This is a genomic window from Seohaeicola saemankumensis, assembly GCF_042678485.1.
GTDB classification, from domain to species: Bacteria; Pseudomonadota; Alphaproteobacteria; order Rhodobacterales; family Rhodobacteraceae; genus Seohaeicola; species Seohaeicola saemankumensis.
In genome coordinates this window covers 300,459-313,011 of sequence record NZ_JBHTKR010000001.1, presented here as the reverse complement: position 1 = coordinate 313,011, position 12,553 = coordinate 300,459, and the positions used below count along the sequence as shown (strand labels likewise).

14 protein-coding genes are annotated in these 12,553 nt (G+C 61.6%); 8 read left to right on the top strand and 6 right to left on the bottom strand.

Annotated elements, in window-relative coordinates; all coding sequences use genetic code 11:
* Window positions 1-186: 186 nt before the first annotated feature.
* The 5 genes from ACFQ3C_RS01505 to ACFQ3C_RS01485 all read right to left on the bottom strand — a co-directional run bounded on the left by ACFQ3C_RS01505 (window position 187) and on the right by ACFQ3C_RS01485 (window position 3,747).
* Complete coding sequence (locus ACFQ3C_RS01505; RefSeq protein ID WP_380788543.1) at window positions 187-1,512, bottom strand: helicase RepA family protein; 1,326 nt, start codon at window positions 1,510-1,512, stop codon at window positions 187-189.
* Window positions 1,509-1,958, bottom strand: coding sequence for a hypothetical protein (locus ACFQ3C_RS01500; RefSeq protein ID WP_380788541.1), 450 nt, complete (start codon window positions 1,956-1,958; stop codon window positions 1,509-1,511). Before ACFQ3C_RS01500 ends, ACFQ3C_RS01505 begins: the two co-directional genes overlap by 4 nt.
* Window positions 1,958-2,251 carry a hypothetical protein gene (locus ACFQ3C_RS01495; RefSeq protein ID WP_380788539.1) on the bottom strand — a complete coding sequence of 98 codons (294 nt, stop codon included), beginning with the start codon at window positions 2,249-2,251 and terminating at the stop codon, window positions 1,958-1,960. The genes ACFQ3C_RS01500 and ACFQ3C_RS01495 overlap by 1 nt, the downstream gene beginning before the upstream one ends.
* Before the next feature lie 93 nt (window positions 2,252-2,344).
* Window positions 2,345-2,884: a GNAT family N-acetyltransferase gene (locus ACFQ3C_RS01490; RefSeq protein ID WP_380788537.1), complete on the bottom strand. Its 540-nt coding sequence runs from the start codon at window positions 2,882-2,884 to the stop codon at window positions 2,345-2,347.
* Between the two features lie 53 nt (window positions 2,885-2,937).
* Window positions 2,938-3,747 (bottom strand): ABC transporter permease, encoded by an 810-nt coding sequence (locus ACFQ3C_RS01485; RefSeq protein ID WP_380788535.1) that lies wholly within the window; start codon window positions 3,745-3,747, stop codon window positions 2,938-2,940.
* A gap of 127 nt (window positions 3,748-3,874) precedes the next feature.
* On the opposite strand from ACFQ3C_RS01485, the gene ACFQ3C_RS01480 reads away from it, so the two are divergent.
* Window positions 3,875-5,101: a sugar transporter gene (locus ACFQ3C_RS01480; protein WP_380788533.1), complete on the top strand. Its 1,227-nt coding sequence runs from the start codon at window positions 3,875-3,877 to the stop codon at window positions 5,099-5,101.
* Between the two features lie 34 nt (window positions 5,102-5,135).
* Entirely contained in the window at window positions 5,136-5,789 is a 654-nt protein-coding gene (locus tag ACFQ3C_RS01475) for an ABC transporter ATP-binding protein (RefSeq protein WP_380788531.1), read from the top strand.
* 26 nt (window positions 5,790-5,815) lie between these two features.
* Here ACFQ3C_RS01475 and ACFQ3C_RS01470 read toward each other — a convergent pair whose 3' ends face one another.
* Window positions 5,816-6,811: a glycosyltransferase family 2 protein gene (locus tag ACFQ3C_RS01470; protein ID WP_380788529.1), complete on the bottom strand. Its 996-nt coding sequence runs from the start codon at window positions 6,809-6,811 to the stop codon at window positions 5,816-5,818.
* 186 nt (window positions 6,812-6,997) lie between these two features.
* Here ACFQ3C_RS01470 and ACFQ3C_RS01465 point away from each other — a divergent pair, with 186 nt between their 5' ends.
* The 6 genes from ACFQ3C_RS01465 to ACFQ3C_RS01440 all read left to right on the top strand — a co-directional run bounded on the left by ACFQ3C_RS01465 (window position 6,998) and on the right by ACFQ3C_RS01440 (window position 12,551).
* A complete protein-coding gene (locus tag ACFQ3C_RS01465; RefSeq protein WP_380788527.1) occupies window positions 6,998-8,263 on the top strand; it encodes a rhamnan synthesis F family protein in 1,266 nt (421 codons plus the stop codon).
* Window positions 8,263-9,288, top strand: coding sequence for a hypothetical protein (locus ACFQ3C_RS01460; RefSeq protein WP_380788525.1), 1,026 nt, complete (start codon window positions 8,263-8,265; stop codon window positions 9,286-9,288). Before ACFQ3C_RS01465 ends, ACFQ3C_RS01460 begins: the two co-directional genes overlap by 1 nt.
* Window positions 9,289-9,422: 134 nt before the next feature.
* The gene (locus ACFQ3C_RS01455) at window positions 9,423-9,899 is read left to right on the top strand and encodes an NUDIX hydrolase (protein WP_380788523.1); all 477 of its coding nucleotides are present in this window, start codon (window positions 9,423-9,425) and stop codon (window positions 9,897-9,899) included.
* 129 nt (window positions 9,900-10,028) lie between these two features.
* A complete protein-coding gene (locus ACFQ3C_RS01450) occupies window positions 10,029-10,478 on the top strand; it encodes a DUF1178 family protein (RefSeq protein ID WP_380788521.1) in 450 nt (149 codons plus the stop codon).
* Window positions 10,479-10,500: 22 nt separating this feature from the next.
* Window positions 10,501-11,148 (top strand): SDR family oxidoreductase, encoded by a 648-nt coding sequence (locus ACFQ3C_RS01445; RefSeq protein WP_380788519.1) that lies wholly within the window; start codon window positions 10,501-10,503, stop codon window positions 11,146-11,148.
* Between the two features lie 143 nt (window positions 11,149-11,291).
* Window positions 11,292-12,551 (top strand): aspartate kinase, encoded by a 1,260-nt coding sequence (locus ACFQ3C_RS01440; RefSeq protein ID WP_380788516.1) that lies wholly within the window; start codon window positions 11,292-11,294, stop codon window positions 12,549-12,551.
* Window positions 12,552-12,553 lie beyond the last annotated feature (2 nt).

Below are 12,553 nucleotides of genomic sequence, written 5' to 3'. Positions count from 1 at the left end.
AGGTCGCTTGCCCCTTTCGGTGCGCATTTCTAGCGGTGTTGAAGGGAGGGGAAGGCCAATCTGCCGAGTGGCGCGCGGTCACCGTTGCCACGTTGCCACCCTTAAGGGTGTGGCAACGGTGGCAACGCTTGGGTGACATGGTTGCGATGCGTTCCCGGCAACGGTTGGCAACGGTGGCAACGGTCATCACGCGCACCCCCAGACATAACCATCCTGAACACGGACCAGGCCCCGTTCCTGCAAGTTTGTCTTGTTCTTGTGAAAGGCTGCGCGATTGCTGCTTTCCCCTTCACCTGATGACAGATCGTGCCGATCGCAATATTCGCGCCACCTCTCCAAGGCCACGCACTGCCGGTCTTCTGGGAATGGCTGGCCCTTCTTGAATTCGCCGTGATTTGCCAGCGCTTCGTTGAATGCGTTCATCGCGATAAGCGCCTGCCCCCTGAGGCGCGGTTTGCGCTTTTCTGGTGCCTCTGCTGCCTCGACCACTGCAGACGTAATGTCGTCGCCGTCTTCATCTTGCCCGATCAAGACGCTCCGCAGGGTGTAGGCAAAAACGTTGCCTGTTGGCATGTCCCGCTGTTTTTTCGTTTCGGCCAGGATAACCGTCCCGTCGCGGGTCAATTCAATCTCGGTATCCACTGCCGCCCGCAAGCTGCCGCTGCCACGTGCGCCCTTGGACGTGTCCTTGCCGCTGTGATGTATCACCATGACATGCGCGCCAGTCTCCGCCCGTATGGCGTCAATGTTGCGAATGAATGCCCCCATATCCTTGGCAGTGTTTTCGTCGCCACCGCCAAAGGCGCGCGCGAGGGTGTCGATCACAATCAGAGAAGGCGGGGCGGGCAAGTCATCCAACGCGGCCACCAGGGCGGCTGCATCATTGCTTTCACACAAATCAAGTGCGGTCGGCAGCAGCATGAAGTCGCCGTTTTCTTCAGTGTAGCGCATCAAGTGCGCGCGTTCCCGGCGAATTGCCTCGATCCTGTTATTGATCCCTGCGCCACCTTCACCCGCGACATAAACCACCGGCCCCGCATAGTTCGTATTGCCGGGTATCCGGTTGCCGTGCCAGTCACGCGCCGCAGCAACGTGCATCGACAAGTCCAGCGCAAAGAAGGTCTTGCCCACGTTGCTTTCGCCGTAGACGACAGAAAATGCGCCACGATCCAGCCAGCCTTTAACGAGGTAGCGTGAATCCAGAACCGGGTTGATCGCATTAAGGGGTTGCAGGAGTATCGACAGATCCGCAGCGCGTCCCTTTAGTTCGGGTGCGATGTAACCGCCAGAATTGGTTGTCGGGCGCAAGTCTGCAAACCCGTGCTGGGTGCAGTAGTCAGTCGGTCTGCCATCTTCATGAAACCAGACCCGGCTCTGCGCATCGATCCGCAAGATCGTTCCGTTGCACTTGTGAAGGTTACTGTAAGCCCGGTCACCGGCCTTCCAAAGGTTACGACCGAATTCTGCCAGGTGCGCAGAATCCTGAGCATTCAATTCTGAAAATGCGTTCATGCCACCGCCCTCCGCTGCACGAAGCTCAGGAACGCGGCTTGGCGCGCCGGTGCCATCCTGTTGAAGCATGCAAGGCAGTAGGCATCCAGCTCGTCAGGATCGGCCAGGTCGGCCCAGAACGCGGCCTCGGATATGACGCCATCGAAAGCGGCGATCGGCATTCCCGCCGTCGCCTCTTCAAGCGCCGCCTTGGCCGTCATCGCCGCCTCATCCGGCCCCATCGACCGCAAGGTCGAGAAGGCCAGCGCCGCCCGTTCCTCGATCGTAAGGCGCGACATGAGGACGATGATAAGGCCACGCCAGGACGCTTCGTCGCCCAGCGTCAGCGCATAGCCCAACGACCGCGTGGCGGCTTTGTGCTTGGGGTTGGCATATTCCGACAACGCGTTGCGGACGGGTTTCTGCGCGGCCTTGGCGCAGTGTTCAAAATGCTCATCTATCCGCATCAGACAGCCCCCCAGATCAGGGCGGCGACGGTCTTTGCCGTTGCTCCTGTCAGGCCATATCGGCGGACCAAGAAAGTTGCGGCATTGGGGTGATCGTGATATTCAGAAAGCTCAGACGTTTCATTTGCACCTCCCTGACTAACCCCGGTTGCGCCCGCCAGCGCGCCGGGGTTTTTCATTGCCTGATCCGTCAAAGTATCCGGGGTATCACGTTCACGACGCGTTCCCGCAATGTCTTGATACTTTTTCCAGCCTAGTGCGTTGTTATCGATTGATAATTTATAGGATTGCAAATCCGTGTAGACCGGTTCGATTCCGGTACCCGCCTCCAGACATCCCCCGGTATTTTCGCGACATGCGGCCCCTGATCGGATCTGGCCAGGGCCCTACCACAAATCCGGATTGTTCAGCGCCGCAACGCAGGCAGCAGGCCCCTTGAGGGGCGCAAGCGGCGCATCGGTTAGCGACTGGCCAAGCCACCCCTCGGGCTGTCGCAGCGCAAACGGGGCTGCGGCCTGCGCCACGCTGATCTGTGCAAAGCCCACACGCCCGTAGAAATCCGGATCACCATAGGTCAGCGCCACCGCGACACCATCCGCACGCAGCACCGCCAGCGCATGACGCAGCAGCGCCTGCCCGACACCCTGCCCCTGCCTGTCCGGCGCCACCGCCATCGGCGACAGGATGAAAACCCGGCGCGCATCCCGGTCATAGCGCATCCGGCTGAAGATCGCGCCGCCGATGATGGTGAGCCCCTCGCAGGCCAGAAAGACATGCAGATCCCCCGCCGGCGTGCCCTCAAGCAGGTCGCGCACCAGCGCGGCGATCAGCGTCCCCTCCGCCGCCCCCTCCGCTGCGGTGAAACTCGCGGCGAAAAGATCGATGATATCCTGTTCACGCCCCTTGCCGTCACTGACGAAATCCATGCCCATACCTTTTTGTTTCGGCGCCCAGCCGATCGCAAGGCAAGCTCCAGACCCTAGCGGTTCAGCAATTCGCGGTGATAGCGGCGCAGCAGCAAAAGGCCCAGCGCCATCGGCACCATGACCCAGACTCCCACATAGGCCATCGAGATATAAGTCGGCCGATAGAGCGGGTAGAAACCTTCCCGCATCAGCCCGGTCAGATGCAGCAACGGATTATACCACGACAATTGCTGCGCAAAGATCGGCATGTCCTCATAGAGGAAGATGACCCCGGAAATCAGGAACAAGGGCTGCGTCAGGATGCGCCAAAGCTGGTTCCAGACAGGAAACCGCATGAACAGATAGCAATTGAGGCAGCCAAGCCCCAGACCAAGCAAGGCCGCCATGCCCATCGCCAGCATGATCGCCCCCCAGTCCAGCACCAGTGTCAGCCCGTCGTAAAGCGCGATCCCCCACAAGATCAGGATGGTCACCACGACCACCACCATCAGGTTCAGGATGAACCGCGCCGCGATCGCATCGACCCATGTGACGCGCGGATAAAGCAGCAAGGGCCGCGAAAACGTCAGCGCGTTGCCGACATTCCCGCCCAGCACGGTAAAGACCTGCAGGATCATGAACCCGGTCGCCTTGAACAGCAGAAAAGACGTGCCCAGCGAAGGCGCATTCGACAGCAGCGCGAAGGCCATGCCCAGCACGATGATCATTCCCAGCGGTTCGGCAATGGCCCAGGCATAGCCGCCCGGCGTGCGGCCATAGCGCGTGGACATCTCGCGCAGCATCAGCGCCACGATCACGCGCAGGCGCGCCATCGGGTTCAGACCTGTCGCAACATAGGCGCGCCGCTGCTCCGGCCCCGGCATTGACATCATACCATCTACTCTCACACGCATCATCGGCTGGCCGCTCAGGGGCTTGGGCTGACGTTCTTTAATTGATAAGCCGTTGCAAGGCACATTACCATGCCGCTTGTCGAGTGAAGGTTGCAGTATGAGTGAAACAACGGTGAAACCGGATACGGGCAAACCCGTGCCCCCCTCTTCCGTGGTGGAGATCGCCAAACCTGGCCTTGCTGCGCCACTGTCGAAGCCGGTCGCGGGTCAGGCCCGGATCAAGGGACGCCATCGCGGTCTTATCCTGAGCATCGGCCTGCTGATCCTGCTGCCCCTTGTGCTGACGGCGCTTTACCTCTTCGTGATGGCGCGGGATCAATACGCCTCGACCACGGGCTTTACCATCCGGCAGGAGGAAACCAGCTCGGCCAGCGACCTGATGGGCGGTCTGGCGCATGTCTTTGGCGGCGGATCGCCCGGCAATGCCGATCTGCTGTACAATTATGTCCAGAGCCAGGAAATCGTCGAACGGATCGACGCCCGCTTCGATCTGCATAGGCATTACACCGCGAACTGGCCCGCCGATCCGGTCTATGCCCTCTGGCCCGGCGCCACGATCGAGGATCTGGTCTGGTTCTGGGCGCGCATGGTCAAGGTGACCTATGACAAATCCTCGGGGCTGATGCTGGTCGAAGTGCGCGCCCGCGATCCGCAAAGCGCGCAAACCATCGCCCGCATGATCGTCGAGGAAAGCGAGGCGATGATCAACAGCCTGAACGAGACCGCGCGCCGCGACACGACCCGCAATGCCGAGGCCGATCTGAACGCCGCGATCCAGCGCCTGCGCCTGGCCCGCGAGGCGCTGGCCGAATTCCGGGTGCGGACACAGATCGTGGATCCGCAAGCCGATATCCAGGGGCGTCTGGGTGTGCTGAACAATCTTCAGCAACAACTGGCCGAGGCGCTGATCGACCACGATCTGCTGTTGCAGACCTCGGAAGCCAATGATCCCCGCGTGCGCCAGGCCCAGCGCCGGATCGACGTGGTCCGCAACCGCATCACCGAAGAACGTCGCACCTTCGCCGAACAGGATGTGACCGTGGATCAGACCGAATATCCACGCCTGATCGCCCAATATGAAAGCCTGCTGGTCGATCAGGGCTTCGCCGAAACCACCTACCAGGCCGCGCTGATGGCGCTGGATGCCGCGCGTTCGAACGCGGCGCGTCAAAGCCTCTATCTGGCCAGCTTCATCCAGCCCACCCTGGCCCAGCGCGCGGCCTATCCCGAAAGGATTGTCATCCTGGCCCTGACCGCGTTTTTCCTGTCACTGCTGTGGTCTGTCCTGGCCCTGATCTATTACAGCCTGCGCGACCGGGGGTGATGACGACGATGACGATGCGGCAGGCAGGCCCGGCATGATCGTGTTTCAGGACATCTCCAAGGGGTTCTGGGTGCGCGGCGAATACCGCCCGGTGATCTCGAACCTCAACCTGACCCTGCCCAGCGGGCGGTCGCTGGCGCTTCTGGGGCGCAACGGGGCGGGAAAATCCACCCTGCTCAGCATCGTGGCGGGCACCCTGCGCCCCGATACGGGCCGGGTGATCAGCGATGGCTCGATCTCGTTCACGGTGGGTTTTTCCGGCAGTTTCCACGGCGACATGACCGGCGCGCAGAACACCCGCTTCGTGGCGCGCGTCTACGGGGTCGATACGGACGAGCTGACCGATTTCGTTCAGGATTTCGCCGAAATAGGCGAGCATTTTCATATGCCTGTGCGGACCTATTCGGCCGGCATGCGATCACGCCTGGCCTTCGGCATCTCGATGGGGATCCGCTTCGACACCTACCTGATCGACGAGGCGACAGCGACGGGCGACGCCCGCTTCCGCCAGAAAAGCAGCGAGGTGTTTCGCGCCCGCATGGCGCAATCCAGCGCCATCATGGTCAGTCACAGCATGGCCGATATCCGCAAATTCTGCGATGCGGGCCTGGTTCTGCATGACCGCGAGATCGAGGTTTTCGACGATGTCGAAGATGCGATCAAACGGCATGAGACCCTGATGAAATGACCCCGCCCGCCCCGCGGCCGCGCGTGTCATACCCGGCCCAGCAGCACCGCCATCCACAGCGACAGACGCCCTGACACTCCGGCCCGGAACAGGCCCAGCCGGCGCAGGATCGTCAGGCGCCGGATCAGGCCCGCGCGCTGCATCAGGGCGAAGTCGCCCAGCACCGCCCGGTTCTCGGGCGTCAACCGATGCGCCGAGGCTTGCAGCGCCCGCAGATTGATCGCGTTCCAGCGCCGGAACCGGCCCTTGAGCAACCAGCCCAGCCGCCGCAGGGCCGCCGGCAATCCGGCATTCGCGCCGATCTGGTTGCCCCCGTGCTGCCGATACAGCACCAGAGGCGCGCGATCAAAGATCACCTGCCCCCCTGCCCCCGATACGATCTGATAGGCCCACCAGTCATGCATCACGATGCGCCCCGCCTCGGGGGCGGCCTCGCGCAGCAGGCGCGCGGCTGCGGCATTCAGCATCATCGTGTTCCCGCCTGCGAAATTCTGCACCAGTGCATGGCGGAACGACGGCGCGCGGGTCGGCAGGCGCGACAACCGGCGCCGGGACAGGCCCGCATCGCAGACATAGCTGCGCCCGCCGACCAGCGCCGGACGGTCGGCCGCAACATGCCCCAGCGCGCGCAGGCCACGGGCCAGCTTGTCGGGCAGCCAGACATCGTCCTGATCGGCAAAGGCGACGGGGCCGCAATCCGCGGGCAGCGACCGCAACAGATGCAGGAAATTGGCGGCCGCCCCGCGCCCCGGCCCGGCCATGATCCGCATCCGCAGGCCCGGATGCGCCGCAGCGAACCGTTCCAGGATCGCAACCGTCCCATCCCGCGACCCGTCATCGCTGACGATCACCTGGCCCGGGCGGCGTGTCTGCACCAGAAAGCTGTCCAGCTGCGCCTGAAGATTGGCCGCCCCGTTGCAGGTCGCCATCAGGATCGTCACCCCGCCCTGGCGCGCAGGCGCGGCACCGGCAAGTTCGGGCAGCGGCGGGCCGGGGCATGCGATCGGGTCGGACAGGGGCATGGGGGCAAACATCACACGGGTTACGCAAACAAAATCATCACCTTGCCACCAGACGCGACCACAAGGCGCAAACCGGGGGCAGACAGGTCATCTTACACTGGCGCATTTCGCACATGGCTGGTAGACCAAAACCGTTGTTAACGAGTGGCGGTGTCTGCGCCACCTTGAAAAGTGGCGTGATGTGACATGAATCCGATTCACCGTATCCAAAGCGTGATGCTCTATCCGGCGGCCCGCGTGATCGTCACCGCACAATCCGAGTATCAGCGCCTCAAAACCCTTGGCAAAGCGCCGAAAATCCATTTCGAGGAAAGCTACAACGGCCAGCCCATCATGCTGCTGGCGCTCTACCAGAAGGGCCGCCTGCGCCCCGACCTGATCCGCCTGTTACGCAGCGCCAAGGCCCAGGGCCTCTATGTACTGGGCGTCAACACCCTGAAGGTGAAAGAGCCCGAGGCCCTGCGTGGCCTGATCGACTGCTATATCGAACGCTCGAACTTCGGCCGCGACTTCGGCAGCTACAAGACCGGCTTTCTGCACCTCTTCTCCCGCCGGTGGGAAGGCACATGCTCCCGCCTCGTGATGCTGAACGACAGCGTGTTCTATTCCTCGCGCGGGCTGGACGCCTTCATCGGCGAGCTCGCCACCTCGCAGACCGAGGTGCTGGGCGGCACCGAGAATTACGAGATCGAGTATCACCTCGGCTCTTTCTGCATCTCGATGGCCCAAAACGTGCTGCAATCCGACCGCTTCAAGACCTACTGGAAAGGCTACCGCCTGACCGACGTGCGCCCGGTCGTGATCAAGCGGGGCGAGATGAAACTGTCCAAGACACTGAAACGCTGCGTGTCCATGCCGTCGGAATTCCGCGCGATCTACAGCTCGGACCGGTTTCTGAACGAGGTGCGGCTCAACCCCGCCTTGCAGGACGTGATGATCAGGGACAGTCGTACCAGCGCCCTTGTGCACTGGCCTCGCTTTGGCACGGAAAGCGTGACGAAGTTGCTGGCCGGTCGCTTCATCGCGCGCCGGTTCAGCCTTGGCGAAAAGGTCGACGTTAGCGTGGATACCCCAGTGAAAGAGTTGAACGAGGAGGTTCTGCTTACCACCCGTGACGAGTTTGCGCGTTACTTGGTTCGCCATGTCCCTGAAAAAACCGACAACATCAAAGAACTGCTGACCGATGCGATTTCCGCTGTGGCCACGGAAACCTTCATGAACGGCAGCCAGATCCACCAGAACGCCGCCGTCCTGCTGGAAATCGGCCTGCCCATCATCAAGCTGGACGGGCTTTATCGCGGCATGTTCAACAACTACGACGTGCTGCGCCTGCAAAAGAAACTGAACGACACCGAAGCCCGGGAATTGAGTGCAATCCTGATGGAACGCCCGTTTGGCGGCAGTACCCTGATCGGCTGGAAAAAAGCGGCATTCATGGTGGGGTTGATTTGATGAAGGACGAAGACGGAATATCTAAGAGAAGAAATATGACAGTAACTGGCAAGCCCACAGTTGAGTATATTCTGGCAGGATATGAACGTGGCGGGACCACACTGCTTTCAGACTTGTTTCGCGCCAATGGTTTTGAATCAGGCTTCGAATGTGGCGTTCTACTGGGAAAAAATCCTTCAGAAATGCCAAACATCAACCCTTACTGGGATATGTTATTAAGCGGATGGAAAATATCAAAAGAAACGAGACAAGCTGCAATCAGTGGAAGTCTTGAAGATTTTTACCAAACAATCTGCAAAGCGGCCTTCCCTGAATTCAACGGCTCCTTCTTCGACAAAACTCCGATTTACATGAAAACACTCGGCACTTGCATCAACCGCGCTCCTTTCATCAAGGGCGCCGTTGTGATCCATCGCGACCCGAGAGCTGTCTTCGCATCCATGGCGAAAAGGCTAAGCCCTAATGATAGCGTTGCAAGCGGCGTGGAGAAAAACTTCAAACTGTTACAAAATCGCTATTTGTCTTATTTTATCGGATCAATTAGCCACCTTGAAAGCAAAAGAGTTATTTTTGTTCCATTTGAAGAATTGGCAAGCAGAGAAAATGTCTGGTTGAAAACAATTGGATATTTTGTGAATGGAAAATCGTTTGAAAAGCGGGATTTTAAATCAAGATTCGAAAATGTGACTTCTTCAAAAATGGACTTAAATAAGATCATTGAGTTCAATGAGCTACTTCCAATTGACCTGCAAAACCGCATTCTAGAAGCAACCCGTTTGGCATCAACATTTTTTGCGGGTCCGGTGGAACGCGCAAAATACGGTGATTTGTGGGAAGAAACACTTGAAACCGCGCAGAAGCGACTTGCAGAGTTCGACCTGCCTGCCGTCGGCATGGACATAGACGGCACTTATTTCGAACCTCTGACCTACCTGATCCGCTATCCCGATGTACTGAAGGCGGGGGTCAACCCTGTTGAGCACTTCCGCAAAGCAGGACGTCGGGAAAAACGCACACCGGCATGATGCCCCACCCCCCAAACGAAATCGCAACCTCTCGCTGTCGCAGACTGGAACTGACGCATCGCCTGCTGTAGTCTTGCCGGGCGCGCCCCGCCGGGCGCCTTCCTATCCCGCGCCATCCAGAAAGGCCCCGGTTCTTGACGGTCCAGAGCATCAAGCAGCTGCCGCTCCGGCTACAGGTCGCGCATAAAAGCGATGTGCGGACCCAGTTTGCCGCGCTCTGCTACCGGGTGGTCAAGGACAAGACCCAGATCCTTCTGGTGACCAGCCGCGGCTCGGGCCGCTGGATCCTGCCCAAGGGCTGGCCGATGGACGGCGTCACCCCCGCCCGCGCCGCCATGACCGAAGCCTGGGAAGAGGCGGGCGTCGAAGGGCAGGCCGTTGATATCTGCCTTGGCATGTATTCCTACGCCAAGGTTCTGGGCCCCGACACGCTGCTGCCCTGCGTCGCCATGGTCTATCCCGTCCGGGTGCGCGATCTGGCCAGCAACTACCCGGAATCCGGCGCGCGGCGGCGCAAGTGGTTCAGCCGGAAGAAGGCCGCCAAGGCCGTGCAGGAACCCGAGCTGGCCCAGATCATCAAGCAGTTCGATCCCAAGCGGCTGCGGCGCTGACTTGATTTCGCGGGCCAAGCCTATATGTGTTTTTGTGTGCGGGGCGCGGATGGTCTTTGACCGCCAGCCCCACCGCAGCGACCCGCAAGCGCACGGGACAGATGGCGCAGACACCGCAGAGCAGGCAAGATGATCCAGTTCTCGCTCAGATGCAGCAATGACCACCGCTTCGACAGCTGGTTCCAGTCGTCAGAGGCCTATGACAAGCTGGCCAAGGCGGGCATGATCAGCTGCACGATCTGCGGTGCGACCTCGGTGGACAAGGCCGTGATGGCGCCCCGCGTGCGCCCCGCGCGCGATGCCGCCCCTGCGGCGCAGCCCGATCAGCCGCGCCCGACCCCGCTGGCCGCGCAGGCCACCCCCGCCGAACAGGCCCTTGCCGCCCTGCGCCAGCATATCGAGGCGCATTCGGATTATGTCGGCCGCGATTTCGCCCGCGAGGCCCGCGCCATCCATGACGGCGAAGCCCCCGACCGCGCCATCTTCGGCGAGGCGCGCCCCGACGAGGCGCGCCGCCTGCTCGAAGACGGGGTGCCGATCGCGCCCCTGCCCTTCCTGCCCCGCCGCAAGACCAATTGACCCCAGCAGAACAGGATACCCCATGCATATCGTGATCACCGGCGCCAGCCGCGGCATCGGACAGGCGCTGCGCGCCCAATACCTTGACCAGGGGCACGCGGTCACCGGCACCTCGCGCAGCGGTGGCGACGGGCTGCTGGCACTTGATGTGACGGACCCGGCCGGCCATGCGCGGCTGGCCGAAACCCTGGGCGACAGACCGGTCGACCTGCTGATCTGCAACGCCGGCATCTATGTCGACAAGGGCCAGAGCCTTGATGCCGGCTATCCCGCCGCCCTCTGGGCCGACACGTTCGCCACCAATGTGACCGGCGTGTTCCTGACGGTGCAGGCGCTCTTGCCGCATCTGTCCCGCGCCGCATCCCCGAAGATCGCCATCATCTCCTCGCAGATGGGCAGCGACACCACGGCACCGGGCGGCAGCTACATCTACCGCGCGTCCAAGGCCGCGGCGCTCAACCTCGGCCGCAACCTGGCCACCGATCTGCGCCCGCGCGGCATGGCGGTGGGCATCTATCATCCGGGATGGGTGCAGACGGACATGGGCGGCGCCGCTGCGGATATCACCGTGGAGCAATCCGCCAGCGGCCTTGCCGACCGTTTCGCCGCGCTGTCACTGGACACGACGGGCTGTTTCGAAACCTGGGACGGGCGCGCCCATCCATTCTGATCGACGCCGGCGCGTTGCAAGGCGCAAGCCGCAACGCCGCCCCTCCGTTGCGTACCCCTGCGCGATAGATCCTGCGCGATAGATATTGCGTGCAGGGCCGCGACGGATTACACGCGGGCGCAACTTGCGACCAAGGACAGACCATGCCCGTTCTCGTGATGAAATTCGGCGGTACATCCGTCGCCAACCTCGACCGGATCAAGCGCGCCGCCAAGCGGGTGGGCGTCGAGGTCGCAAAAGGCTATGACGTGATCGTCATCGTCTCGGCCATGTCCGGCAAGACCAACGAGCTGGTGGGCTGGGTGCAGGAAATCTCGCCCTTCTACGATGCACGCGAATATGACGCCGTCGTGTCCTCGGGCGAGAATGTCACCGCCGGTCTGATGGCGCTGACGTTGCAGGAAATGGATATTCCCGCGCGCAGCTGGCAGGGCTGGCAGGTGCCGCTGATCACCACATCCGCCCATTCCGCGGCAAGGATCGAAGACATCCCGGCCGACAACATCAACGCCAAATTCGCCGAAGGCATGAAGGTCGCGGTCGTTGCTGGCTTCCAGGGCATCTCGCCCGAAGGCCGGATCACCACGCTGGGGCGCGGCGGATCGGACACCACCGCCGTGGCCTTCGCCGCCGCCTTCAATGCCGAACGCTGCGACATCTACACCGACGTGGACGGGGTCTATACCACCGATCCCCGCGTCAGCCCCAAGGCCCGCAAGCTGGACAAGATCGCCTTCGAGGAAATGCTGGAACTGGCCAGCCTGGGCGCGAAGGTGCTGCAAACCCGCTCGGTCGAGCTGGCCATGCGCTATAACGTCAAGCTGCGCGTACTCAGCTCGTTCGAGGAACCCACAGACACTGCAGGCACGCTGGTCTGCGACGAGGAGCTTATCATGGAATCCAAAGCCGTCTCCGGTATCGCCTTCTCGCGTGACGAGGCCAAGATGACCCTTGTCACCATCGAGGATCGCCCCGGCATCGCCGCCGCCATCTTCGGCCCCCTTGCCGATGCGGGCGTCAACGTGGACATGATCGTGCAGAACGTGTCCGAGACGAATTACCAGGGCCATGCGGGCGGCGTGACCGACATGACCTTCTCCTGCCCCGTGGACCAGATGAAGCGCGCGGAAAAGGCCCTGAACGATGCGCGCGAGGCCGGTCTGATCAAGTTCGACCGGCTGGAGGCCGATACCGACGTGGCCAAGGTCTCGGTCGTGGGGATCGGGATGCGCAGCCACGCAGGCGTGGCCGCCCGGATGTTCAAGACGCTGTCGGATGAAGGCATCAACATCAAGGTGATCGCTACCTCCGAGATCAAGATTTCCGTGCTGATCGACAGGAAATACATGGAACTTGCGGTGCAGGCACTGCATGATGCCTTCGAACTGGAAAAATCGGCCTGAGA

Excerpts from the sequence above, each read along its gene's own strand:
- ACFQ3C_RS01480 (WP_380788533.1), top strand. The coding sequence starts at position 3,875 with ATGAGTGAAACAACGGTGAAACCGGATACGGGCAAACCCGTGCCCCCC.
- ACFQ3C_RS01485 (WP_380788535.1), bottom strand. The coding sequence starts at position 3,747 with ATGCCGGGGCCGGAGCAGCGGCGCGCCTATGTTGCGACAGGTCTGAAC.
- ACFQ3C_RS01445 (WP_380788519.1), top strand. The coding sequence starts at position 10,501 with ATGCATATCGTGATCACCGGCGCCAGCCGCGGCATCGGACAGGCGCTG.
- ACFQ3C_RS01470 (WP_380788529.1), bottom strand. The coding sequence starts at position 6,811 with ATGCCCCTGTCCGACCCGATCGCATGCCCCGGCCCGCCGCTGCCCGAA.
- ACFQ3C_RS01465 (WP_380788527.1), top strand. The coding sequence starts at position 6,998 with ATGAATCCGATTCACCGTATCCAAAGCGTGATGCTCTATCCGGCGGCC.
- ACFQ3C_RS01500 (WP_380788541.1), bottom strand. The coding sequence starts at position 1,958 with ATGCGGATAGATGAGCATTTTGAACACTGCGCCAAGGCCGCGCAGAAA.
- ACFQ3C_RS01475 (WP_380788531.1), top strand. The coding sequence starts at position 5,136 with ATGATCGTGTTTCAGGACATCTCCAAGGGGTTCTGGGTGCGCGGCGAA.
- ACFQ3C_RS01450 (WP_380788521.1), top strand. The coding sequence starts at position 10,029 with ATGATCCAGTTCTCGCTCAGATGCAGCAATGACCACCGCTTCGACAGC.
- ACFQ3C_RS01505 (WP_380788543.1), bottom strand. The coding sequence starts at position 1,512 with ATGAACGCATTTTCAGAATTGAATGCTCAGGATTCTGCGCACCTGGCA.
- ACFQ3C_RS01490 (WP_380788537.1), bottom strand. The coding sequence starts at position 2,884 with ATGGATTTCGTCAGTGACGGCAAGGGGCGTGAACAGGATATCATCGAT.
- ACFQ3C_RS01440 (WP_380788516.1), top strand. The coding sequence starts at position 11,292 with ATGCCCGTTCTCGTGATGAAATTCGGCGGTACATCCGTCGCCAACCTC.
- ACFQ3C_RS01460 (WP_380788525.1), top strand. The coding sequence starts at position 8,263 with ATGAAGGACGAAGACGGAATATCTAAGAGAAGAAATATGACAGTAACT.